Origin of the sequence: Streptomyces sp. NBC_00443, from assembly GCF_036014175.1 — a bacterium.
Classification (GTDB): Bacteria; Actinomycetota; Actinomycetes; order Streptomycetales; family Streptomycetaceae; genus Streptomyces.
On sequence record NZ_CP107917.1, the window covers coordinates 1,275,809 to 1,299,537 of the forward strand.

Genomic DNA, 23,729 nt, shown 5'->3' on the forward strand with positions numbered 1-23,729 from the left:
GACGGTACATCGGTCAACTCTCGTGCAGAAGGGGGCGGCTGATGGTGTGTGAGGCCATGCGTGGCCGATAAACGTCTGCCGGGCGAGTGGACTCATGTCGGCCGAATGGCGATCGTGTGACAGCCGTGGTCATGGACACACCCGTGACACAGGTGGTGAATAGGCTCCGGACAGACTTCGGGCCCCTACGACTTGGAGCTTTCGTGCACCGCAGATTCATGGCGCCGGGCGCACTGGCGGCCGCCTCGCTGATGCTGGCGATCCCGGCGTCGGCCGCGAGCCACTCCCCCGGCGCTCCGGGCATCGGCGACCCCTACTACCCGGCCTACGGCAACGGCGGATACGACGTCTCCCACTACGACCTCCGGCTGAAGTACCAGCCGGCCACGGACGAACTGGAGGGGACGGCGACGCTGCTGGCGAGGACCACGCAGGATCTGTCCCGGTTCAATCTGGATTTCCTGCTGGACGTCAGCGAGGTCCGGGTCAACGGCGCGAAGGCGTCGTTCGCGACCTCGGGCGAGCACGAGCTGGAGATCACGCCGAAGAAGCCGCTGGCCAAGGGCACGGATGTCACGGTGGTCGTGCGCTACCGCGGCGTGCCGTCTTCGAAGGAGGCGTACGGCTTCACCAGCTGGCACCGCACAGCGGACGGCGGAGTCGGGGCGAACGAGCCCGAGGCCGCATGGTGGTGGTTCCCCAGCAACGACCACCCGCTCGACAAGGCGACGTACGACGTCTCGGTGCTGGTCCCGGACGGGAGCCAGGCCATCTCCAACGGCACGCTGCAGTCGACGAGTTCACGCCTGGGCTGGACCCGCTACAACTGGCGCTCCGACAAACCGCAGGCCACATATCTCGCCACGCTCGCGGTCGGCAAGTTTGACGTGACGACGGGGACGAGCGAGAGCGGCATTCCGGTCATCAACGCCTACAGCAAGGACCTGGGCGCCCATGCCGGCGCGGCGCGGGCGAGCATCGAGCGGACCGGGGAGATCGCCGACTGGCTGACCGGGTACTTCGGGCCGTACCCCTACAACGCGCTCGGCGGCTATGTGCCGAACACGAACACCGGGTATGCGCTGGAGACGCAGACCCGGCCGTTCTACAGCCCGTCGAACTTCGCGAACGGGACGAACACCTCTGTCGTCGTCCATGAGATCGCCCACCAGTGGTACGGCGACCTGGTGTCCGTGAAGGACTGGAAGGACATCTGGATCAACGAGGGGTTCGCCCGCTACGCGCAGTGGCTGTGGTCGGAGCACGAGGGTGAGGGGACGGCGCAGGAGATCGCCGACTACGTGTACGCCTCGCGTGCGGCCGACGACGCGTTCTGGACGGTCAAGCCCGGCGATCCGGGGCCGGAGAAGCAGTTCCACATCGCCGTCTACGACCGGGGTGCGCTGACCCTGCAGGCGCTGCGCAACGAGATCGGGGACGAGGCGTTCTTCGCCATCCTCAAGGGCTGGACGCAGAAGTACGCCTACGGCAACGCGTCGGTGGCGGACTTCCGGCGATACGCCGAGGAGGTGTCCGGGCAGCCGCTGGCGGCGCTCTTCGACACCTGGCTGTACGAGCCGTCGAAGCCGACCGCGCCGGCGGCACGCGCGGCGTCCATCGCCAGGCCGGGCACGGATCCGGTGCAGCCGAAGTCCTGGAAGAAGATCGCGGCGACGAATGGCGTGCACGAGCACTGACGTCCTGGGGCGTCCTACGAACCCTCGAATGCGGCTGCGCGCTCGATGAGTTCGTCCCGTCCTATCGGTGCCGTCCGCGTCGACGGCACCGTGCAGGCATGGGCGCCGGCCACCGCGCCGTACAACGCGCATCGGTGCGGTGGCTCGCCGGTGAGCCTGCCGTAGAGGAAGGCGGCGGCGAAGGCGTCACCGGCGCCGTTGGAGTCGACCACGGGGACTGCGGGCCGCACCGGCGGGACGTGACTGAGTTCGCCGTCGGTCAGCAGGTAGGCGCCCTCGGCTCCGGCCGTGGCCACGACCACCTCGGCCCTCCCCCGCTCGGCGATTCGGCGCATGGTCCGCTCGGGGTCGTCCAGGGCGGCGGTCGAGAGGAACACGACGTCCGATGCGTAGGCGAACGACTCGTGGTAGGGGTTCTCGCCGTCCCAGTTGTGGAGGTCGGTGGAGAGCGTGGCACCGGCGTCGCGGAGGGTGGGCAGGGCGTGGGCGCACGGCTGGGTGATGGAGACGTGGACATGTCGGCTCGCGTCGGCGAGAGCCCGGACCGTCTCTTCCGGCAGGCGGTCCTCGGCGTGTCCGCGGCTTGTGTCGTAGAGGGACAGCCGCCGTCCGTCCGGCCCGACCAGGTTGACCGCGCGCTTGGTGCCGGCGGGCTGCGGGATCGCGGTGAGGGCGATGCCGTGCTCGCCGTGCAGGGCGCGCACGAGGTCGCCCTCGGGGTCCTCGCCGAGAAAGTCGACGTGGTGGGTGCGCAGGCCGAGGCTGCTCAGACCGACGGCCACGAAGTCCCCGGTCTGCCCGGCGCGGGTGCGGATCCCCGAGTCGATCATGTAACTGTCGGCGTACGGGAGCGGCAGCTCGGGGACGTACACGATGGTGTCCACGCCGGCGCCGCCCAGCACGAGGACGTCGGTGTCATGGCTCAACTCTGGCCCCCGTGGTCGTAAACGGATCTCTCGCCGTGGGCCCGCAGGACAGCGGGTGTCCGCGGGTCGTACGTGGCTGGTCGCGCAGTTCCCCGCGCCCCCCTGGGGCGCATCCCTGACCGTACGACGACAAGCTCTCGGCGATCACCTTGACGAGCATGCCCAACGGAACGGTGGCGGCACCCCGGACATTCGTGATCTCCGACATGACGCCACCGTAGAGGCCGCCTCTGACAACGGCCTTCGGACTACTTCGTGAGCTCGGTCAGCTCCTGGTCCTCCGTGCGGGTCGCCCTGCGGCGGATCGCGTACCAGCCTGCGACCAGCATCGCGGCGATCACCGGGATGAGGAGGAGGGTCTTGCGGCCGACCTCGGGGTCGTTCCACATCATGGCGAGGCAGGCGAGCAGGAAGACGATCGTGGTGATCTCCGTGACCGGACTGCCGGGGAGGCGGAAGTGCGGTCGTTCCACCAGGCCGGCCTTGGCGCGGCGGACGAAGACCAGGTGGCAGATCATGATGATCACCCAGGTCGAGATGATGCCGAGGGAGGCGACGTTCAGCACGATCTCGAAGGCCTGGCTGGGCATGAGGTAGTTCAGGCCGACGCCGAGGACGCACACCGCGCAGGTGAGCAGGATGCCGCCGTAGGGCACCTGGCTGCGGTTCATGCGGGCCGTGAACTTCGGGGCCGAGCCCGCCATCGCCATGGAGCGCAGGATGCGGCCCGTCGAATAGAGGCCGGAGTTGAGGGAGGACATCGCCGCCGTCAGGACCACCAGGTTCATCACGTCGCCGGCTGCCGGAACGCCGATCTTCGACAGGACGGTGACGAACGGGCTCTGGTCGGCCGAGTAGACCGAGCCGGGCAGGAGGAGGGCCAGCAGGACGACCGAGCCGACGTAGAAGACGCCGACGCGCCACATGATCGAGTTCACCGCGCGCGGGACGACCTTCTCCGGCTCGGCGGTCTCGCCGGCCGCGACGCCGACCAGCTCCAGGGCGGCGTACGCGAAGATCACGCCCTGCATGACCAGGACGACGGGCATCAGGCCGTGCGGGAAGACGCCGCCGTTGTCGGTGATCACGCTCAGGCCGGGCGTCGTACCGCCCACCTCATGCTGAGTGGCCAGCAGGAAGATGCCGACGAGCATGAAGGCCACCAGCGTGGCGACCTTGATGATCGCGAACCAGAACTCCATCTCGCCGAAGATCTTCACCGAGATCAGGTTCACCGCAAGGACCACCGCCAGGGCGATCAGGGCCAGCACCCACTGCGGAATGTCGGTGAACAGGCTCCAGTAGTGCGTGTAGAGCGCGATCGCGGTGATGTCGGCGATGCCGGTCGTCGACCAGTTCAGGAAGTACATCCAGCCGGCGACGTAGGCACCCTTCTCACCGAGGAACTCGCGCGCGTACGACACGAACGAGCCCGACGAGGGGCGGTAGAGCACGAGCTCGCCGAGGGCCCTCACCACGAAGAAGGCGAAGATGCCGCAGACCAGGTAGGCGATCGCCAGCGCCGGGCCCGCGTCGTGGAGGCGGCCGCCGGCGCCGAGGAAGAGGCCGGTGCCGATGGCCCCGCCGATGGCGATCATGTTGACGTGGCGGGCCTTGAGGTCCTTGCTGTAACCGGCGTCGCCCGCATCCGCGGGCACCTGGGCCGCGTCGGTGCGGGGTGCGGCCACTGCCGTGTTCACGGCGTCCTTGCTCACGGGTGGTACCACTCTCTGGTGCGCCCGAGCGGATTGCGCTCGGGTGGCCGGACGTACGTATGGCCTGTGCGCTTGATAAGTGCACAGACCAAGGGCTCACCTTCCCCCAGAACACCCGGCTCACGCGGTGGCGGACGTCACACAGCGTCACTTCTCACACGGCGGTCCCGCCCCGACCCATGAGACGCCGGAGGTGTCACAGCACCGGTGAGACAGCGATACTGCTGCACATGACGACCGGCACCGAGGAGACGACCCTCACGATCGACGAGCTGGCCGCGCGGGCGGGCATGACGGTCCGCACGGTGCGGTTCTACGGCACCAAAGGGCTGCTGCCGCCTCCGGTGCTGGGTCCGCGCAGAGTGGGCCACTACGGGCGCGAGCACCTGGCCCGGCTGGCGCTCATCGAGGAGTTGCAGCAGCAGGGCATGACGCTCGCGGCGATCGAGCGGTACGTGCAGCAGCTGCCGCCGGATCTGGACGCCCATGACCTCGCCATTCACCGGGCCGTGGTGGCCTCCTGGGCGCCGGAGGCGATGGAGACGGTCTCGCGGCCGGAGCTGGAGCGGCGGGCTGGGCGGGCGCTCGGCGACGACGACGTGGAGCGGCTGGCCGCGATGGGTGTGGTGAAGCCGGACGACGGCGGCGAGGGCGGTGCCGGCTATCGCGTCGACCTCGGGCTGCTGCGGCTGGGCGTCGGGCTGCTGGACGTGCCGCTGTCGCAGGAGGCGATCCTCGCGGCGCGCAAGGTGCTCATCGAACACTCGCGGTCCGCCGCGCACGAGCTGGCACAGCTCTTCCGCGGGGAGGTTTCGCAACGTGCCGCGCAGGACGTGAAGTCACTGTCCGCACACATGCAACCTCTCGTGGTCCAGGCCCTGTTGACGACCTTTCAGCGGTCCCTGCGCGAGGAGCTGCGGGACTGGCTGGGCGGCGTCTCAGAGGAAGGCCGATCCGCCTGACACGTTGAGCGTCTGCCCGGTCAGGAAGCCGCTGCCCTCGTCGACGACGTACAGCAGCGTCGACACAAGGTCCGACGGTGTCTGCGCCCTCGGCACCGTCTGCCGGTCGCGGACATGCTCGAAGCCGCTGTCCGGGCCGGCCCTGCGCCCGGCCGGGGCGGTGCGGACCGTGCTGGGCGCGATGGCGTTGACGGTGATGCCGTACGGCGCGAGGGCCGCGGCGAGCGAACGCGTGAAGCCGATCAGGCCCATCTTCGAGGCGACGTACGGGACCATCGCGGGCGGTGCGGTGAGTACGGCCGCAGAGGCGATGTTGACGACGCGGCCCCAGCCGGCCGCCTTCAGATACGGCAGCGCGGCCCGGGTCACCAGGAACGGCGCCTCCAGGTTGACGCGCATGATCCGGCGCCACTCCTCGACCGACGTCTCCTCGAAGGGGTTCACGGAGTGGACGTCGGCGCTGTTGACCACGACATGCAGTGTGCCGAACCGGTCGATGAGCTGCTCCAGTCCCTGGCACACCTGCGTCTCGTCGGTGACGTCGGCCGTCAACTCCACGTAGTCCAGGATCTTTCCGGCGGTCTCCGGCTGCGGGACGAGGTCGAGACCGGCGACCCGGTACCCGCGCCCGGCGAGCGCGACGGCGAACTCCCGCCCGAGGCCCTGTGCCGCTCCGGTCACCAGTGCGGTACGCGTCTCCATGAGGCGAGTGTGATGAGCCGTCAGGAACCGGGCAAGGGTGCCTGTGCTCCCGACGGGCCGCGGCGGGGGTGAAGAACTCCCCCGCCGCCCCTGGCGTCACGCGTCCGCGAAGCGCTCCCCCTTCTCCGCCTTCTCCACCAGCAGCGCCGGCGGCGCGAACCGGTCGCCGTACTGCTGCGCCAGCTCACGCGCGCGGGCCGTGAAACCGGCGACGCCGCCTTCGTAGCCGTTGATGTACTGCAGGACACCGCCGGTCCAGCCGGGGAAGCCGATGCCGAAGACGGAGCCGATGTTGGCGTCGGCGACCGACGTCAGGACGCCTTCCTCCAGGAGCCGGACGGTGTCAAGCGCCTCGGAGAACAGCATGCGTTCCTGCATGTCCCGGAACGGGATCTGCGCGCCCTCGCGGGTGAAGTGCTCGCGCAGCCCCGGCCAGAGGCCTGCGCGCTTGCCGGCCTCGTCGTAGTCGTAGAAGCCCGCTCCCCCGCTGCGGCCCTCGCGGCCGAACTCGTCGACCATGCGGTCGATGACTGCCTCGGCGGGGTGGGACTTCCACGCGCCGCCCGCCTCCTCCACGGCCCGCTTCGACTCGTTGCGGATCTTGCGCGGGAGGGTGAGCGTCAGCTCGTCCATCAGGGACAGGACCTTGGCCGGGTAGCCCGCCTGGGCCGCCGCCTGTTCCACGGACGCGGGCTCGATGCCCTCGCCGACCATCGCCACGCCCTCGTTGATGAAGTGGCCGATGACGCGGGAGGTGAAGAAGCCGCGGGAGTCGTTGACGACGATCGGCGTCTTGTTGATCTGCCGGACCAGGTCGAAGGCGCGGGCCAGCGCCTCGTCACCCGTCCGCTCACCCTTGATGATCTCGACGAGCGGCATCTTGTCGACAGGTGAGAAGAAATGCAGTCCGACGAAGTCGGCCTGGCGGTCCACGCCCTCGGCGAGCACCGTGATCGGCAGCGTCGACGTGTTGGAGCACAGCAGCGCGTCCGGCTCGACGATGCTCTGGATCTCCTGGAAGACCTTGTGCTTGAGCTCGGGGTTCTCGAAGACGGCCTCGATGACCGCGTCGCAGCCGGCCACGTCCTGCGGGTCGGCCGTCGGTGTGATGCGGGCCAGCAGCGCGTCGGCCTTCTCCTGCGTCGTACGGCCCCGGGAGACCGCCTTGGCGCACAGCTTCTCGGAGTAGCCCTTGCCCTTGACGGCGGCTTCCAGCGCCACGTCCTTCAGGACGACCTCGATGCCCGCGCGGGCGCACGAGTAGGCGATGCCAGCGCCCATCATCCCGGCGCCCAGGACGGCGACCTTGCGGACCTTGCGGGGCTCGATGCCCGTCGGCCGGTTGGCGCCGGAGTTGACGGCCTGGAGGTCGAAGAAGAACGCCTGGATCATGTTCTTGGACGTCTGGCCCGCCGCCAGCTCCACGAAGTAGCGCGCCTCGATGACCTGCGCGGTCTCGAAGTCGACCTGGGAGCCCTCGACGGCGGCCGCGAGGATGTTGCGCGGGGCCGGGTAGGGGGCGCCGTTGGTCTGCTTGCGCAGGCTGGCCGGGAAGGCGGGCAGGTTCGCCGCGAACTTGGGGTTGGCGGGCGTGCCGCCGGGGATCTTGTAGCCCGGCCGGTCCCAGGGCTGCTGCGACTCGGGGTGGGCCTCGATGAAGGCGCGGGCCTTGGCGAGCAGTTCCTCCTGGGTGGCGGCCACGTCGTCGATCAGGCCGTTCTGCAGGGCGCGCTGCGGGTTGTACTGGGTGCCCTGGAGGAGGACCTTCAGCAGGGCGTCGGCGATGCCGAGGAGGCGGACGGTGCGGACGACGCCGCCTCCGCCCGGGAGCAGGCCGAGGGTGACCTCGGGGCAGCCGATCTTGGAGCCGGGCGCGTCCAGGGCGATGCGGTGGTGGCAGGCGAGCGCGATCTCGTAACCGCCGCCCAGGGCCGCGCCGTTCATCGCGGCGACGACCGGCTTGCCGAGGGTTTCGATGCGCCGCAGCTGGCGCTTGATCGCCATGCCGCCCTCGAAGAGGTCCTGCGCGGTGTCCGGCGTGACGCGGATCAGGTCGCGCAGGTCGCCGCCGGCGAAGAAGGTCTTCTTGGCGGAGGTGATGATGACACCGCGGATGGTGTCCTTCTCGGCCTCCAGCCGGTCGGTGATGACGGCGAGAGAGTCGCGGAACGCCTGGTTCATGGTGTTCGCGGACTGGTTCGGGTCGTCCAGGACGAGCGTGACGACGCCGGCGCGGTCCTGTTCCCAGCGGATGGTGGTGGACTCAGTGCTCATGTGGAGGTGCTCCGTGTGATCCGTCGGGAGGGGGTCAGATGCGCTCGACGATCGTGGCGATGCCCATGCCGCCGCCCACGCACAGCGTGGCAAGGCCGTACCGCTTGTCCTGGCGCTCCAGTTCGTCGACGAGCGAGCCGAGGATCATCGCGCCGGTCGCGCCGAGCGGGTGGCCGAGGGCGATCGCGCCGCCGTTGACGTTGACCTTGTCCAGGGACAGGCCCATGTCCTTCACGAAGCGCAGGACGACGGCCGCGAAGGCCTCGTTGATCTCGACGAGGTCGATGTCGTCGATGGTCAGCCCGGCCTTGGCGAGCGCCTTGCGGGTCGCGGGCGCGGGGCCGGTGAGCATGATGGTGGGCTCGGAGCCGGAGACGGCGGCGGAGATGATGCGGGCGCGCGGGGTGAGGCCGTAGCGCTCGCCGACCTCCTTGTTGCCGATCGCGACGAGCGAGGCGCCGTCGACGATGCCGGAGGAGTTGCCCGCGTGGTGGACGTGGTCGATCTTCTCGACCCAGTGGTACTTCTGCAGGGCGACGGCGTCGAAGCCGCCCAGGTCGCCGATGTCCGCGAAGGACGCCTTCAGCTTGGCGAGTGAGTCGGCGGTGGTGCCGGGGCGCATGTGCTCGTCGTGGTCGAGGACGACGAGGCCGCTGCGGTCCTTCACCGGGACGACGGAGCGGTCGAAGCGGCCCTCCTTCCAGGCCGTCGCCGCCCGCTCCTGGGAGAGCGCCGCGTACTCGTCGACGTCGCGGCGCGAGAAGCCCTCGATGGTCGCGATCAGGTCGGCGCCGATGCCCTGCGGCACGAAGTTGACGGCGAGGTTGGTCATCGGGTCGTTGAACCAGGCGCCCCCGTCCGAAGCCATCGGCACCCGGGACATGGACTCGACGCCGCCCGCGAGGACGAGGTCCTCGAAGCCCGAACGGACCTTTGCGGCGGCCATGTTCACGGCTTCCAGGCCCGACGCACAGAAGCGGTTCTCCTGCACGCCCGCGACCGTGTCCGGCAGTCCGGCGGCGATCGCGGCGATGCGGGCGATGTCGGAGCCCTGGTCGCCGACCGGGCCGACGACGCCGAGCACGATGTCGTCGATCGCGGCCGGGTCCAGGGTCGGGAAGCGGTCGCGGAGTTCGTGGATGAGGCCGACGACCAGGTCGATCGGCTTGGTGCCGTGCAGGGCGCCGCTCGCCTTGCCGCGGCCGCGCGGAGTGCGGATCGCGTCGTACACGTACGCTTCGGTGCTCACTGGGAAGCCTTTCGGGGATGAGGGTCAGCCGAGCAGAAGGAGCCTTAGCCCAGCAGGGAACGGCCGATGATCTCCTTCATGATCTCGGTCGTCCCGCCGTAGATGGTCTGGATACGGCCGTCGGTGAAGGCCCGGGCTACCGGGAATTCGCTCATGTAGCCGTAGCCGCCGTGCAGTTGCAGACAGCGGTCGGCGACGCGCTTCTGCAGCTCGGTCGCCCACCACTTGGCCATGGAGGCGTGCACGGCGTCGAGCTCGCCGTGGTCGTGGTCCGCTATGCAGCGGTCGAGGAAGGTGCGGGTGACGGCACACTCGGTGGCCATCTCGGCGATCTCGAACCGGACGTGCTGCTTGCTGGCCAGCGGCCGGCCGAAGGCCTCGCGTTCCTTGACGTACTCGGTGGTGATCTCCAGCAGGTGCTCGGCGGCGGCGATCGCGGAGACCGCGATGCTCAGCCGCTCCTGCGCGAGGTTCGTCATCAGGTGGACGAAGGCGCCGTCGAGGTCGCCGAGGAGGTTCTCCTTGGGCACGCGGACGTCGTGGAAGAACAGCTCGGCCGTGTCCTGCGCCTTCTGGCCGATCTTGTCGAGGTTGCGGCCGCGCTCGAAGCCCGCCGTGCCGCGCTCGACGACCAGCAGCGACAGCCCGTGCGCGCCGCCCTCGGGGGTCGTCTTCGCCACCACGATCACCAGGTCGGCGAGGATGCCGTTGGAGATGAACGTCTTGGAGCCGTTGAGGACCCAGTGGTCGCCGCGGTCCTCGGCGTGGGTGCGGATGCCCTGGAGGTCGGAGCCGGCGCCGGGTTCGGTCATGGCGATGGCCGTGATCAGCGTGCCGTCGCAGAAGCCGGGCAGCCAGCGCCGCTTCTGCTCGTCGGTGGCCAGCGAGGTGAGGTAGGGGCCGATGATGTCGTTGTGCAGGCCGAGCGCGAGGCCCGGAGCGCCCGCGCGTGTGAACTCCTCGGCGAGGACGGCGCTGTAGCGGAAGTCGGGGGTGCCGCCGCCTCCGTACTCCTCGGGCACGGCGAAGCCGAGCAGGCCCTGCTTTCCGGCCGCGCGCCAGGCGTCGCGGGAGACGATGCCGTCCTTCTCCCACTGCTCGTAGTACGGCAGCACCTCCCTGGCCAGGAAGCTGCGCACGGTCGCGCGGAACGCGTCGTGCTCGGGGGCGAAGATCTGCCGCTTCATTCGAGGCCCTTCATACCGGCGTCCTCCACATCGAGGCCCTTCATCAGGTCGGGTACGTCCCAGTCGCGGGCCACACCCGCGGTGTCGGCGCCCGGCTGGGCGGGGCCGGTGCGTACGGCGGTGGGGGTCGCGGAGAAGCGGGGCGCGGGGGCGGGCTGGGTGATGCCGCCGTGCTCGGTGAAGGTGCCGCGGGCCGCCAGGTGCGGGTGGTGCGGGGCCTCGTGCAGGGACAGTACGGGCGCCACGCACGCGTCGGACCCTTCGAAGAGGGCCGTCCACTCGTCCCGGGTACGGGCCTTGAAGCGCGCCGCGACCGCCTCGCGCAGCTCGCCCCAGCGGGCCCAGTCCTTGCGTGCGCCGGCATGCTCGGGGATCTCCAGGAGCCTCACGAACTCGTCGTAGAACTGCGGCTCCAGGGCGCCCACGGCCATGTACCGCCCGTCGGCGGTCTCGTAGGTGCCGTAGTACGGGCAGCCGCCGTCCAGGAGGTTGGCCCCGCGCCGGTCCTGCCAGCCGCCGGCGGCGAGCATGCCGTGGATCATCGCGGCGAGGTGGGAGGTGCCGTCGACGATGGCGGCGTCGACGACCTGGCCGGTGCCGCCCGCGCGCGCGTGGTGGAGGGCGGCGAGGACGCCGACGACGAGGTAGAGGGAGCCGCCCGCGTAGTCGCCGACCAGGTTGGCGGGGACCGCCGGGGGCTCGTCGGGGCTGCCGATCATGCCGAGGGTGCCGGTGAGCGCGATGTACGCGATGTCGTGTCCGGCACGTTGGGCCAGCGGCCCCTCCTGGCCCCAGCCGGTCATGCGGCCGTAGACGAGGCGGGGGTTGCGGGCGTGGCAGGCCTCGGGGCCGACGCCGAGGCGCTCGGCGACGCCGGGGCGGTTGCCCTCGATGAGGATGTCGGCGCGGGCGGCGAGGTCGAGGACGCGGGCCGCGCCGTCGGCGGACTTCAGGTCGACGATCACGGAGCGCTTGTTGCGGTTGGTGATGTCGTACTCGGTGTTGATGGCGAGTCCCGTGCCGCCGGGCCGGTCCACGCGGACGACGTCGGCGCCCAGGTCGGCCAGGAGCATGGCGGCGAAGGGGCCGGGCCCGATGCCGGCCAGCTCGACCACGCGCACGCCGGTGAGCGGGCCGTGCCCGGGCGTCGGTGCCGTTGTCATCCTGCCCCCATTGGCGTGACACAACTGATGTAACACCAGTGATGCTAAGAACGTGTTCCAGCAGACACAAGACCTGACGAGCAAGCGCTTAGCCAATTTACCGGCCGGTCACCCTGCCGGTCACCGTGCCATCGCGTCAGTCGCGCCCGTCCAGCTCCGCTATCAGCCGTTTCGGTGCGATCACCCGGTAGCTCTCCTCCACCCAGTCGCACAGCAGCCCCGCCGCCGGGGCGCCCTTCTGCTCCAGCGGGATGCTCACCCAGCCCGCCTTGCCCAGCCCGTATCCGGCGGGTTCGGCACCCGGGCAGGTCAGGGCGTGGGCGTGGGCCGACTCGTCCTTGAGCTTCAACGTGACGCCCAGCGGATAGCTGCCGTCGTCGACGCCGAGGAAGACGAACACCTTCTTGTTGACCTTCGCGACCGTCTCGCCCCACGGGAACTCCTCGACGGCGCCCGGCATCCCGAGGGCGAACTCACGTACTTTTTCCCACTTCTTCAGGGCAGTCCTGGGCACGGCCACCGCTAACCTCCGGGCTCGTCGTCGGGCTCCGCACCCCTCACGCTAGCCTCGGCCACCGACAACGGCGCGTGCTGCGAGACCGAGGGGTGTCATGACCAGGCTGGACAGGACGGATCGCCCGTACGACATCGTGCTCTTCGGAGCGACGGGATTCGTCGGGATTCTCACCGCGGAGTACCTGGCCGCGCGGGCGCCCGAGGGGTTGCGCTGGGCGATCGCCGGTCGCAGCAAGGAGAAGCTGCAGCGGCTGCGCGACCGGCTGCCGGACGGCGGCAAGGGGGTCGGGCTGCTGGAGGCGGACGTCTCCGATCCGGCCTCGATGCGCCGTCTTGCCGAGCAGGCGCGCGTGGTGGCCACGACGGTGGGCCCCTATGTGACGTACGGCGAGGACCTCGTCGCGGCCTGCGCGGACACCGGCGCCGACTATCTCGATCTGTCCGGTGAGCCGGAGTTCGTGGACCGGACGTACGTCCGGCACGACGCACGCGCGCGAGAGACGGGTGCGCGGCTGGTGCACGCCTGCGGTTTCGACTCCGTCCCGCACGATCTGGGCGCGTACTTCACCGTCCAGCAGCTGCCGGAGGGCGTGCCGCTGGCGGTGGACGGGTTCGTGACCGTCGATGCCACCTTCTCGGGCGGCACGTTCGCGTCGGCGCTGAACCAGTTCGCGCGCGGGCGTCAGATGCTGGCCGCCGCGCGTGACCGGGCCCGGCACGAGCCGCGGCTGATGGGGCGTCGGGCCCAGGCTCCGACGGGCGCGCCCCGGTTCGCCAAGGAGGTCGGCGCGTGGGCGGTGCCGCTGCCGACGATCGACCCGCAGGTGGTCAAGCGGTCCGCGCGAGCCCTCGACCGCTACGGCCCGGACTTCCGCTACCGCCACTACGCCGCCGTACGGCACCTGCCGATCGCGCTCGGTGGCGTCGCCGCGATGGGCGGCCTCTTCACTGCCGCGCAACTGCCGCCCGCCCGGCGCTGGTTGTCCGACCGGCTCAAGCCGGGCGAGGGACCCGGCCCGGAGAAGCGCGCGAAGAGCTGGTTCTCCGTCCGCTTCGTCGGCGAGGGCGGTGGCCGGCGGGTCTTCACCGAGGTGTCGGGCGGGGACCCCGGGTACGGCGAGACGGCCAAGATGTTCGCCGAGGGGGCGCTGTCCCTGGCCCTGGACGACCTGCCGTCGACGGCCGGGCAGGTCACGACGGCCGTCGCGATGGGAGACGCCCTGATCGAGCGGCTGCGGTCGGCGGGGATCACCTTCCGGGTGGCCGCCACGCGCTGAACCGTTCCTGCAACCTTCGCTCAGCGCCTAGAGCGGCCACCCGGCGATCGTGTAGATCATCCCGACGATCCAGCCGAGCCCGGCCAACGTGGCAAGAACCAGCGCGGCCGTCACGGCGCGCTCGACGGGGCGGTCGGGGTCGGCGAGGGGCTTGGGGGAGCGGTGCGTCGTCATGGGCTCAGCCTGCCGAGTGCCCCAAGGGGCTGGCATCCGTACGGGTACTCAGACGATGTACTCAGCCCTCGTGAGCGGTGGTCTTCTGTTGCTCGCCGGGAGGGTTTTCGCCCCCGCCGCCCTACCCGTCCCGTCCCTGGGGGCTGCCGCCCCCCGACCGCCGCGTCGGCCCTGAACGGGCCTCGTCCTCAAACTCCCCCAGAGGGGGCACCCCCAGACGGGCTGGAATGCCTGGACCGGCGTTGGGAGGCTATGCCCCTGCGGGTGGGGGGCTCGGGCGCCCCCGGGCGCCACCCCTCCCCTTGCCCTAAGCCCCCGTACCGGTCGCCTCCCTCAACGCCCGCCGGCACAATCCGTCCGCCCTGCGCGTCGTCTCCGGCAAGCGGTACTCGGGGGTCAGTGCGAGGGTGTGGGCGCAGGCGTTGGGGAGGGTTACGCGGTGGCCCGCCGAGACGAAGACCGGCTTGACGGTGTCACGGGTGCGGAGGGCTCGGCCCACCTCCTCGGCGCCTGCCAGGAGGGGTGCGGACGATCCGCGCGTGGGGGCAGGGTCGTCGTAGGTGAAGGTGAACGGGTTCTTGGCGACGCCGATCGTGGGCAGGCCGGTGAGGACGCCGAGGTGGCTGGCGAGGCCGAAGCGGCGGGGGTGGGCGAGGCCGTAGCCGTCGCAGACGACCAGGCCGGGCGGGCGGGGCAGGGCGTCGAGGGCGGCCAGCACGGTCGGGATCTCGCGGAAGGCGAGCAGGCCGGGGACGTACGGGAAGGAGATCCGGCCGACGGCCGTGGCCTCGGCGACGACCTCCAGAGTCGCGGCGTCGAGCACGACGGCCGCTGCAGCGACCACGTCCCGCTCGTCGTCGTAGGCCACGTCGACGCCGGTCACATGCCCGGATCCGGGCGGTGGCCCGGTCTCGTCGAGCACCACCCTTTCGCGCAGCTCGTCCTGGACGGCACGGGCCTCTTCCTCGGTCGCGGGCCAGCCCGCGGGGATGCGTACGGTCGTCATGGTGGGCACGAGCGTACGGCGAGGGGCCCGGCCGCCGTGGGCCCAGAGGTAGGCTCGCGATCATGTTCGTGCTGGAGCTGACGTACACCGCCCCGATCGAGGCCGTCGACGCCGTGCTGGAGGCACATGTGGCGTGGCTCGACGAGCAGTACGCGAGGGGCCACTTCCTGGCGTCCGGGCACAAGAACCCCCGCGACGGCGGGGTGATCCTCGCCGTCGCGGGGGACCGGGCCCTTGTCGAGGAGATCGCCGCGACCGACCCGTTCGTCGCGGCCGGGGTCTGCGCCTACCGCATCACCGAGTTCTGCGCGACCAAGACGGCGCCGGAGCTCGAGCGGTCCCGCGAGACGCCGGACTGAGCCTCACTTGTTGCCCAGCGCCTGCTTGAGCTGGGTCTTGTTCATGTCCGAACGGCCGCGGATGTTGCGCTGCTTGGCCTCCTCGTAGAGCTGGTCGTAGGTGGGCCCCTGAGAGCCCTTGCCCGACCGCTGACCGCCCCGCTTGCCGGAGGACATGTCCTGGGTGGACGTGCGGCTGGCGGTCTTCGACTCGCCGGACCGGGCGCGCTCCTTGTTCACCGTCCGCGCCGCGATCTCCTCGGCTCGCCCGGTACTCTCGCCCCGGTCCTGGGCGCTCTCCTTGATGTGCTCGTACTGGCGTTCCCGCTTGGGGCTCGAACCGCGTGGCATGTCGGGTCACTCCTCTCGCAGTCCGCGCCCGAGTACCCACAATTCGCCGTCAGCTCTCCAGCCGCGCGACCCGGCCCTTCTCCCCCGCCGCCCAGCACCCCCGGTCCGGCGTGCAGTCCACGGTGTCGTACGACCCGGTGTCGACGGTCCGCCAGGTGCGCCCGCCGTCGGTCGTCAGGTCGGTGCCGGAGGGGCCGACCGCGAGGGCGGCCTTGCGGCTGTGCGGGAGCCAGGCCACGCCGGAGCGGTAGGCCTGCACCGGCAGCGCGGCGGGCTGCCAACCGGCGCCCCCGTCGCCGGTGCGGGCGGCGGCCTGCGGGGAGGCCTGATCGGGGCGGTAGTCGCCGCCGACCGCGAGGCCGTGCGTGCGGTCGCGGAAAGCGAGGGCGAAGACGCCGCGGGCCGGATCGCCCGCCGGGATCGGCGAGTCGGCGGCCGTCCAGGTCAGACCCCGGTCGCGGGAGTGCAGCACACGCGCGCGTGCGGCCCCGCCGGTGGCCAGCCAGACGTCCTTCGGCCCGGAGCTGACCAGGCACTGCCCACTCGCCGCGAAGCCGGCCTCGCCCTCCTGCGCCGCGGGCATGCCGGCACTGGGCAGCACCTTCCAGGAACGGCCGCCGTCGCTGGTCGACAGGATGCGGAACCTGCCGTCGACCGGGTCGCTCATGGCCAGGCCGTGGCGGCGGTCGAAGAACGTCATGCAGTCGTAGAACGCCCGCGCGTCGGTGTTGCGGAAGGACTCGGTCCAGGTCGCGCCGCCGTCGTCCGTGCGGTACACGCGGGACGCCTCGCCCTCCCCGATGGCCAGCACCACCGCGCGGCGCGCGTCGAACGCCTCGACGTCCCGGAACTGCAGCTCGGCAGCGCCCGGCGGCGAGACGTTCCGCCAGCTCGCGCCGCCGTCGGTGGTGCGCAGAACGGTGCCCCCGGTTCCGGCCAGCCACGCGGTGGTACGGCTGACGGCGGACAGCCCCCGGAAACGCACCTCGGGCGTACCGCTGTCCTTGGCTTCCCAGTGCGGCGCCCGGCTCTGCGGCCCGTGCGCCTGTGCCGGTACGGCCGTCAGCGCGGCGAGCGCCGCCCCGCAGGCCACCCCCGCGGCCACTGTCCGAAATGTATGGCCAACCCGTCGCGTGCTCCCCGAACGCCTCATGGCGGGCGAAGCTAGCCGACCGCCACGGCGCCGTCCAGATGGCCACGTCCACCTCACAGACCGCGGACGAGAGCAGACGACGGCACCGACCACAGGTGACTTTCCCGGCACTGCAGGGCGAACGCACCACTCCCGCGCATGAAGGCGGTGACGGAGGTCACTCGCCATTCGTGTGCACGGATTGGCTGATTCCGTCGTCTCTACCAGTGCCCGTCTCGTCCGCCCGGATGTTCGTCCAGCCGTCACAAGGGAGCAAGGCGTTGTCCACCGTAATCGAGCAGCCCGTCGAGGCCCGTCTCGTCGCCGCCGCGCCGCGGATGCCGAGCATTCCGGCCACCCTTCACTACGACCGCAGCGACCCGTTCGCCGTGCGCATGACGTTCCCGGCCCCGGCCACCCTGGAGGGCGTGGAGGTCTGCTGGACCTTCAGCCGCGAGCTGCTCCTGGCCGGCCTGGAGGCACCCGAGGGCCACGGCGACGTCCGCGTGCGGCCGTACGGCTACGACCGTACGGTCCTGGAGTTCCACGCCCCCGAGGGCACCGCCGTCGTGCACATCCGCTCCGGCGAGATACGTCAATTCCTGCAGTCCACGAGCGAACTGGTGCCGCTCGGCCTGGAGCACCTCCAGCTGGATCTGGACCACGACCTGGCGGAGCTGATGCGGGACGCCTGCTGAGGCGCACCCCCGGGCGTACCACTCCGAACGCGCCGCCTGGCCTGCGGCGCGTTAATTGCGTTGACACCCTCCCAGTCCCCTCCTACCGTTTACAACGGTCCTGTTGCCGTCGATTGGAGAAGGACGTTGCTCGTCTGAGGTCCTGAGACACCGCGTCACACACCTGAAGTGTGTGTGCGCTGCGTGCGACCTCGGCATTCGAGCCGTCCTCCGGAACAGGGCTTTTCTCATACCCTCCCGAGGCCTCCCCGCCGGTCGCCGGTGTCTCGAAACGCGTTTGCCCTTGATCGCTTCGAGCATCCGCGGAGGCCCGCATGTCTACTTCCATCACCTGTACGTCCCTTTCCTTCACCTGGCCCGACGGCACCCCCGTCTTCGAGGGCCTCGACGTCGCGTTCGGCCCCGGCCGGACCGGGCTCGTCGGCATCAACGGGTCAGGGAAGTCAACCCTGTTGAAGCTGATCGCCGGTGAGCTCACCCCGGCCGACGGCGCCGTACGCGTCGCGGGCGAGGTCGGCTACCTCCCGCAGAGCGTCACCCTCGACACCGGCCTGAAGGTCGACGAGGCCCTCGGTATCGCGGACCGGCGGGCCGCACTGCACGCCATCGAAGCGGGCGACGTGGCCGAGAAGCACTTCGAGACCGTCGGCGACGACTGGGACGTCGAGGAGCGCGCCCTCGCCACCCTCGGCGAACTCGGGCTCGGACACGTCGAGTTGGACCGCACGATCGGCGAGGTGTCGGGCGGCGAGTCGGTGCTGCTGCGCCTGGCCGCGCTGCTGCTGCGGCGCCCGGACGTCCTGCTGCTGGACGAGCCCACCAACAACCTCGACCTGTACGCGCGCAGGCGGCTGTACGCGGCTGTCGCGTCCTGGCCCGGGGTCATGGTGGTGGTCAGCCACGACCGCGAACTCCTCGACCTGGTCGACCAGATCGCCGATCTGCGCTCCGGCGAGGTCACCTGGTTCGGCGGCAACTACTCGGCGTACGAGGAGGCGCTCGCCGTCGAGCAGGAGGCGGCCGAGCGCATGCTGCGGGTCGCCGAGGCCGACCTGAAGAAGCAGAAGCGCGAACTGGTCGACGCCCAAGTCAAGCTGGCCCGGCGAAAGCGGTACGGACAGAAGATGTGGGACCAGAAGCGTGAGCCGAAGATCGTCATGGGGGCGCGCAAGCGGGCGGCGCAGGAGTCCGCCGGCAAGCACCGCATCATGCACGAGGAGAGGCTCGCCGAGGCGAAGGAGCGGCTCGACGACGCGGTGGACGCCGTACGGGACGACGACGAGATCCGCGTCGACCTGCCGTACACGGCCGTACCGCCGGGCCGCACCGTCCTCACGCTGATGGACCTGGAGCTCGCGTACGGCGCGCGCGTCGCCGGTGGCTTCGATCTGCGCGGACCGGAGCGGATCGCCCTGATCGGGCGCAACGGCTCGGGCAAGACGACGCTGCTGCGGACGATCGCCGGGGAGCTGGAGCCCGTCTCCGGCGAGGTGCAGGCCCATGTGCCCCTGCGGTTCCTGCCGCAGCGGCTCGATGTGCTGGACGGGGAGCTGAGCGTCGCCGAGAACGTGGCCCGGTTCGCGCCGGGCGCCACCAACAACCGGGTCCGGGCGCGGCTGGCCCGCTTCCTGTTCCGGGGCGCCCGGGCCGACCAGAAGGCGGCGACGCTGTCCGGCGGCGAACGCTTCCGGGCGGCACTGGCCGCCCTGATGCTCGCCGAGCCCGCACCCCAGCTGCTGATGCTGGACGAGCCGACGAACAACCTGGACATGGCGAGCGTTCGGCAGCTCACCTCGGCCCTGGAGTCGTACGAGGGGGCGCTGATCGTGGCCAGTCACGACCTGCCGTTCCTGGAGTCGATCGGCATCACGCGCTGGCTGATGGTGGAGGACGGAGAACTCAAGGAAATCACGCCAGAAGCTGTCGGGTATCCCGCCTAGCTTCGACTGCATGGCCGACTTCATGCCCGATTTCATCACCATCACCGGAGCGAGGGAGAACAACCTCAAGGACGTCGCTCTCCGTATCCCGAAAGGCCGGCTGACCGTGTTCACCGGCGTTTCGGGATCGGGGAAGTCGTCGATCGTCTTCGACACGATCGCGGTCGAGTCGCAGCGCCAGCTGAACGAGACCTTCACGTGGTTCGTGCGCAACCGGCTGCCCAAGTACGAGCGGCCGCACGCCGAGGCACTGGAGGACCTCTCGCCCGCGATCGTCGTCGACCAGCGGCCGGTCGGGGGCCACTCCCGGTCCACGGTCGGCACGATGACGGACATCTACTCGGTGATCCGGGTGCTGTTCTCCCGGCACGGCACCCCGAGCGCCGGGCCGGCGACCGCGTACTCGTTCAACGACCCCTCCGGCATGTGCCCCGAGTGCGACGGCCTGGGCCGGACCGTACGGCCGGACTGGGACCGCATCCTCGACCCGGACCGCTCGCTGACCGCCGGAGCCGTCCGCTTCCCGCCGTTCGCGGCGGGCACCTGGCAGGGACAGGCGTACACCAACAGCGCCGAACTCGACCCGCACAAGCCCGTCAAGCGCTTCACCGCCGCCGAGCGGGATTTCCTGATGCACGGCCGCCCCGGCAGCAAGGTCACCGTGAATGGCACGGGCGGCACCTGGACCACCGACTACGAGGGGCTGGCCACCCGCTTCGAGCGGCTGTACCTGAAGCGGGACCTGTCGGCGATGAGCCAGAAGACCCGCGACCTGGTGCGGGAGTTCCTGGCCGAGGGCACCTGCCCCCTCTGCGACGGGGCCCGCCTGAACGCGGCGGCGCTCGCGACCCGGATCAACGGCATGAACATCGCCGAGTGCGCGCGCATGCAGGTCAGCGACCTGATCGCCGTACTCAAGGACATCGCCGACCCGGTCGCCGGACCGATCGCCCGGGCCGCCGTCAGCGCCCTCGAACGCATCGACGCCATCGGCCTCGGCTACCTGAGCCTCGACCGCGAGACGTCCACGCTCTCCGGCGGCGAGGGGCAGCGCCTGAAGACCGTACGGCACCTGGGCTCCAGCCTCACCGGCATGACGTACATCTTCGACGAGCCCAGCGTCGGACTGCACCCGCGTGACGTCGGCCGCCTCGGCGATCTGCTGCTGCGGCTGCGCGACAAGGGCAACACCGTGCTGGTGGTCGAGCACGACCGGGACGTCATCGCGCTCGCCGATCACGTCGTCGACATGGGGCCGGCGGCCGGAGCGGGCGGCGGAGAGGTCGTGTTCGAGGGGACGCCGGGCGAACTGGCCGGGTCGGGCACGGTCACCGGGCGGTGCCTGGGCCGCCGTACCGCGGTCAAGGAGGACGTACGGACGGCGGACGGTGGGCTCTGGGTGAAGGGTGCCGGCCGGCACAACCTGCGGGACGTGACGGTGGAGTTCCCGACCGGGGTGCTCACCGTGGTGACCGGGGTCGCCGGGTCCGGAAAGAGCACCCTGGTCGCGGAGTTCACCGAGGCGCACACCCACGCCGTGGTCGTGGACCAGTCGTCGATCGGGATCTCCGCGCGGTCGACCCCGGCGACGTATCTGGGAATCATGGACACGGTACGGAAGATCTTCGCGCGCGGGACGGGCGCCGAGCCGGGGTTCTTCAGCTTCAACTCGACCGGCGCGTGCGGCACCTGTGAGGGCCGCGGGATCATCTGCACCGACCTCGCCTTCATGGACCCGGTGACGACGACGTGCCACGACTGCGAGGGGCGGCGCTTCAAGGACGAGGTGCTGCGGCTGACCATCGACGGCAGCTCCATCGCGGACGTACTGGGGATGACGGCCGACGAAGCGCTGGAGTTCTTCCAGGACTCGGGCGTACGGCGCAGGCTGCGCGCCCTGCGGGACGTGGGGCTGACGTACCTCACGCTCGGCCGGCCGCTCTCCACCCTCTCCGGTGGCGAGCGGCAGCGCATCAAGCTGGCGACGCGGCTGCACAAGGAGCCGGAGGCTGGAGCGCCCCGGAGGCGACGCAACAAGGACAGCACCGGAGCGGTGTACGTCCTCGACGAGCCGACGACCGGACTGCACATGTCGGACGTCGACGGGCTGCTCGGCCTGCTGGACCGGCTGGTCGACACGGGCAACACGGTGGTGGTCGTCGAGCACAACCTGGATGTCGTGGCGCACGCCGACTGGATCATCGACCTGGGTCCGGACGGGGGCCGGGACGGGGGCCGGGTGATCTTCGAGGGAGCCCCGCAGCAGCTCCTCAAAACCCACGGGTCCTTCACCGCGGAGCATCTCAGGAGGGCCACAGCCTGACCGCAGGGGTTTTGTGCGGGCACAGGGGCCTGCATCATGGCGGATCGGTGCCCCATGCATCAGGGGGCGCCGAACCCTGCCATCGATCCGGAGATCCCGTCGTGCCCAGCAAGAAGGCCCTCGTCCGCCGCCCGAGCCCACGCCTCACCGAAGGGCTGGTCACGCACATCGAGCGCGAGAAGGTCGACCTCGATCTCGCGGTCGAGCAGTGGGAGGCGTACGTAGAGGCCCTGCGCACGCACGGCTGGGAGACCGTCGAGGTGGACCCGGCCGACGACTGCCCCGACTCGGTGTTCGTCGAGGACACCGTCGTCATGTACAAGAACGTCGCGCTGATCACCCGGCCCGGTGCCGAGTCCCGGCGCGACGAGACCCTCGGCGTCGAGGAGGCCGTGGCCTCGCTCGGCTGCTCCGTGAACTGGATCTGGGAGCCGGGCACGCTGGACGGCGGCGACGTGCTGAAGGTCGGCGACACGATCTACGTCGGCCGGGGCGGCCGTACCGACGCGGGCGGCGTGCAGCAGCTGCGGGCCGCGTTCGAGCCGCTGGGGGCGCGGGTCGTCGCGGTGCCGGTGAGCAAGGTGCTGCACCTGAAGTCGGCGATCACGGCGCTGCCCGACGGAACGATTCTGGGCCGCATCCCCCAGTTGGACGCCCCGTCCCTCTTCCCCCGCTTCCTGCCGGTGCCTGAGGAGTCCGGGGCGCATGTGGTGCTGCTCGGCGGCGAGAAACTGCTGATGGCCGCCAGTGCGCCGAAGACGGCGGAACTGCTCGCCGACCTCGGCCACGAGCCCGTTCTGGTCGATATCGGCGAGTTCGAGAAGCTCGAAGGATGTGTGACATGTCTCTCGGTACGGATGCGGGATCTGTACGCCTGACCGACCGAGTGCTGCACTCGTTCAGCCCCGGGACCTGCGGGGCCCGGGGCGTTTCGCACACCCGTGAAATCTCAACGGAACGGGGCTGATCAGCGGTCTTTACGTCGCCCTTAACCTACGGCTACGTAACCTACGGTTTCGTAGCCTACGATTCCGTAGGTTCCCGGCAGCCGCTCGCCGGTCACTCATTCCTGTGTTGTGCGTCCCCCTGGAGTTCCCGTGACGATCGCTTCCCCTCACCTTGGCAGCCCCGCCGTCTGGACCGACGCCCGCCTGCTGTACGCGTTGGAGGAAGTTGTCGAGAACGAACTCAACCGGCATCTGAAGGTCGCCAAGGACTGGATGCCGCACGAGTACGTGCCGTGGACCGACGGCCGCAACTTCCCCGGCCTCTTCGAGGACGGCGAGGCCTGGGAGAAGGAGCAGTCCAAGGTCACCGAGATCGGCCGCATCGCCCTGGTCGTGAACCTCCTCACCGAGGACAACCTCCCCAGCTACCACCACGAGATCGCCTCGCTCTTCGGCCGCGACGGCGCCTGGGGGACCTGGGTGCACCGCTGGACCGCCGAGGAGGGGCGCCACGGCATCGTGATGCGCGACTACCTGCTCACCTCGCGCGCGGTGGACCCGGACCAGCTGGAGCAGTTCCGGATGTCGCACATGAGCGAGGGCTTCGAGTCGGACAACCGGCACTCGATGCTGCACTCGGTCGCCTACGTCGCCTTCCAGGAGCTCGCGACCCGCATCTCGCACCGCAACACCGGCCACCAGTCGGGTGACCCGGTCTGCGACCGGATGCTGGCGCGCATCGCGACCGACGAGAACCTCCACATGATCTTCTACCGGAACCTGCTGAAGGCCGCGTTCGAACTCGCGCCGGACCTGACGATGCAGGCGGTGCGGGACGTGGTCGTGGACTTCCGCATGCCCGGCCACGGCATCCCCGGCTTCGAGCGCGCCGCCGCGCAGATGGCCATCGGCGAGGTCTACAACATGCGTATCCACCACGACGACGTCCTGCAGCCCGTCCTCCGCTTCCTGAAGATCATGGAGATCGACGGCCTCGGCCCCGAGGGCCAGAAGGCCCAGGAGGAGCTGGGCCTCTACATGAGCGGCCTGGACGCGGAGGCCCTGAAGTTCGACGAGAAGCTGGCGGCCCGCAAGGCCCGCATGGCGGCTCGCGCCGGGGCCTGACGGGACCCGACTGGAGCCGCCGCCACA

21 protein-coding genes are annotated in these 23,729 nt (G+C 70.4%); 9 read left to right on the top strand and 12 right to left on the bottom strand.

Features of this window, described 5'->3' with window-relative positions; all coding sequences use genetic code 11:
- Positions 1–203: 203 nt before the first annotated feature.
- Positions 204–1,697, top strand: coding sequence for a M1 family metallopeptidase (locus OHO27_RS05795; protein ID WP_328420932.1), 1,494 nt, complete (start codon positions 204–206; stop codon positions 1,695–1,697).
- 14 nt (positions 1,698–1,711) lie between these two features.
- Here OHO27_RS05795 and OHO27_RS05800 read toward each other — a convergent pair whose 3' ends face one another.
- Together OHO27_RS05800 and OHO27_RS05805 are read right to left on the bottom strand one after the other, a co-directional pair.
- Entirely contained in the window at positions 1,712–2,623 is a 912-nt protein-coding gene (locus tag OHO27_RS05800) for a PfkB family carbohydrate kinase (RefSeq protein ID WP_328420934.1), read from the bottom strand.
- A 248-nt stretch (positions 2,624–2,871) separates the two neighbouring features.
- A complete protein-coding gene (locus OHO27_RS05805) occupies positions 2,872–4,338 on the bottom strand; it encodes an amino acid permease (protein WP_328420936.1) in 1,467 nt (488 codons plus the stop codon).
- A 230-nt stretch (positions 4,339–4,568) separates the two neighbouring features.
- Here OHO27_RS05805 and OHO27_RS05810 point away from each other — a divergent pair, with 230 nt between their 5' ends.
- Positions 4,569–5,300, top strand: a complete 732-nt coding sequence (locus tag OHO27_RS05810; protein ID WP_328420938.1) for a MerR family transcriptional regulator — start codon at positions 4,569–4,571, stop codon at positions 5,298–5,300.
- Here OHO27_RS05810 and OHO27_RS05815 read toward each other — a convergent pair.
- From OHO27_RS05815 to OHO27_RS05840, 6 genes are all read right to left on the bottom strand, one after another.
- Positions 5,277–6,002: an SDR family NAD(P)-dependent oxidoreductase gene (locus OHO27_RS05815; RefSeq protein ID WP_328420940.1), complete on the bottom strand. Its 726-nt coding sequence runs from the start codon at positions 6,000–6,002 to the stop codon at positions 5,277–5,279. The two genes, OHO27_RS05810 and OHO27_RS05815, sit on opposite strands and share 24 nt — an antisense overlap.
- A 96-nt stretch (positions 6,003–6,098) precedes the next feature.
- On the bottom strand, positions 6,099–8,276 hold the full coding sequence (locus tag OHO27_RS05820) for a 3-hydroxyacyl-CoA dehydrogenase NAD-binding domain-containing protein (protein ID WP_328420943.1): 2,178 nt from the start codon (positions 8,274–8,276) through the stop codon (positions 6,099–6,101).
- 34 nt (positions 8,277–8,310) lie between these two features.
- Positions 8,311–9,525, bottom strand: a complete 1,215-nt coding sequence (locus OHO27_RS05825; RefSeq protein ID WP_328420945.1) for an acetyl-CoA C-acetyltransferase — start codon at positions 9,523–9,525, stop codon at positions 8,311–8,313.
- Between the two features lie 44 nt (positions 9,526–9,569).
- On the bottom strand, positions 9,570–10,712 hold the full coding sequence (locus tag OHO27_RS05830; protein WP_328420947.1) for an acyl-CoA dehydrogenase family protein: 1,143 nt from the start codon (positions 10,710–10,712) through the stop codon (positions 9,570–9,572).
- Positions 10,709–11,875: a CaiB/BaiF CoA transferase family protein gene (locus OHO27_RS05835; protein WP_328420949.1), complete on the bottom strand. Its 1,167-nt coding sequence runs from the start codon at positions 11,873–11,875 to the stop codon at positions 10,709–10,711. The genes OHO27_RS05830 and OHO27_RS05835 overlap by 4 nt, the downstream gene beginning before the upstream one ends.
- A gap of 136 nt (positions 11,876–12,011) precedes the next feature.
- Positions 12,012–12,395, bottom strand: coding sequence for an MmcQ/YjbR family DNA-binding protein (locus OHO27_RS05840; RefSeq protein ID WP_328420951.1), 384 nt, complete (start codon positions 12,393–12,395; stop codon positions 12,012–12,014).
- A 91-nt stretch (positions 12,396–12,486) separates the two neighbouring features.
- Here OHO27_RS05840 and OHO27_RS05845 point away from each other — a divergent pair, with 91 nt between their 5' ends.
- Positions 12,487–13,668, top strand: coding sequence for a saccharopine dehydrogenase family protein (locus tag OHO27_RS05845; RefSeq protein WP_328420952.1), 1,182 nt, complete (start codon positions 12,487–12,489; stop codon positions 13,666–13,668).
- A 27-nt stretch (positions 13,669–13,695) separates the two neighbouring features.
- On the opposite strand, the gene mmpA is transcribed toward OHO27_RS05845, so the two are convergent.
- Both mmpA and OHO27_RS05855 read right to left on the bottom strand, forming a co-directional pair.
- A complete protein-coding gene (mmpA, locus tag OHO27_RS05850; protein WP_164905106.1) occupies positions 13,696–13,842 on the bottom strand; it encodes a morphogenic membrane protein MmpA in 147 nt (48 codons plus the stop codon).
- 307 nt (positions 13,843–14,149) lie between these two features.
- Positions 14,150–14,848 carry an endonuclease V gene (locus tag OHO27_RS05855; protein ID WP_328420953.1) on the bottom strand — a complete coding sequence of 233 codons (699 nt, stop codon included), beginning with the start codon at positions 14,846–14,848 and terminating at the stop codon, positions 14,150–14,152.
- 62 nt (positions 14,849–14,910) lie between these two features.
- Here OHO27_RS05855 and OHO27_RS05860 point away from each other — a divergent pair, with 62 nt between their 5' ends.
- The gene (locus OHO27_RS05860; RefSeq protein WP_328420954.1) at positions 14,911–15,207 is read left to right on the top strand and encodes a YciI family protein; all 297 of its coding nucleotides are present in this window, start codon (positions 14,911–14,913) and stop codon (positions 15,205–15,207) included.
- Between the two features lie 3 nt (positions 15,208–15,210).
- Here OHO27_RS05860 and OHO27_RS05865 read toward each other — a convergent pair whose 3' ends face one another.
- Positions 15,211–15,537 carry a plasmid stabilization protein gene (locus OHO27_RS05865; RefSeq protein ID WP_328420955.1) on the bottom strand — a complete coding sequence of 109 codons (327 nt, stop codon included), beginning with the start codon at positions 15,535–15,537 and terminating at the stop codon, positions 15,211–15,213.
- Positions 15,538–15,586: 49 nt separating this feature from the next.
- Positions 15,587–16,690, bottom strand: coding sequence for a WD40/YVTN/BNR-like repeat-containing protein (locus OHO27_RS05870; RefSeq protein WP_328420956.1), 1,104 nt, complete (start codon positions 16,688–16,690; stop codon positions 15,587–15,589).
- Between the two features lie 260 nt (positions 16,691–16,950).
- Between OHO27_RS05870 and OHO27_RS05875 the strand changes: the two genes are divergently transcribed.
- From OHO27_RS05875 to OHO27_RS05895, 5 genes are all read left to right on the top strand, one after another.
- Positions 16,951–17,367 (top strand): SsgA family sporulation/cell division regulator, encoded by a 417-nt coding sequence (locus OHO27_RS05875; RefSeq protein ID WP_328420957.1) that lies wholly within the window; start codon positions 16,951–16,953, stop codon positions 17,365–17,367.
- Positions 17,368–17,681: 314 nt separating this feature from the next.
- Entirely contained in the window at positions 17,682–19,307 is a 1,626-nt protein-coding gene (locus OHO27_RS05880) for an ABC-F family ATP-binding cassette domain-containing protein (protein ID WP_328420958.1), read from the top strand.
- A 22-nt stretch (positions 19,308–19,329) separates the two neighbouring features.
- Positions 19,330–21,630 carry an excinuclease ABC subunit UvrA gene (locus OHO27_RS05885; RefSeq protein WP_328430360.1) on the top strand — a complete coding sequence of 767 codons (2,301 nt, stop codon included), beginning with the start codon at positions 19,330–19,332 and terminating at the stop codon, positions 21,628–21,630.
- Between the two features lie 101 nt (positions 21,631–21,731).
- Positions 21,732–22,508 (top strand): dimethylargininase, encoded by a 777-nt coding sequence (gene ddaH / locus OHO27_RS05890; RefSeq protein ID WP_328420960.1) that lies wholly within the window; start codon positions 21,732–21,734, stop codon positions 22,506–22,508.
- 219 nt (positions 22,509–22,727) lie between these two features.
- On the top strand, positions 22,728–23,702 hold the full coding sequence (locus OHO27_RS05895) for an acyl-ACP desaturase (protein WP_328420962.1): 975 nt from the start codon (positions 22,728–22,730) through the stop codon (positions 23,700–23,702).
- Positions 23,703–23,729: the final 27 nt, after the last annotated feature.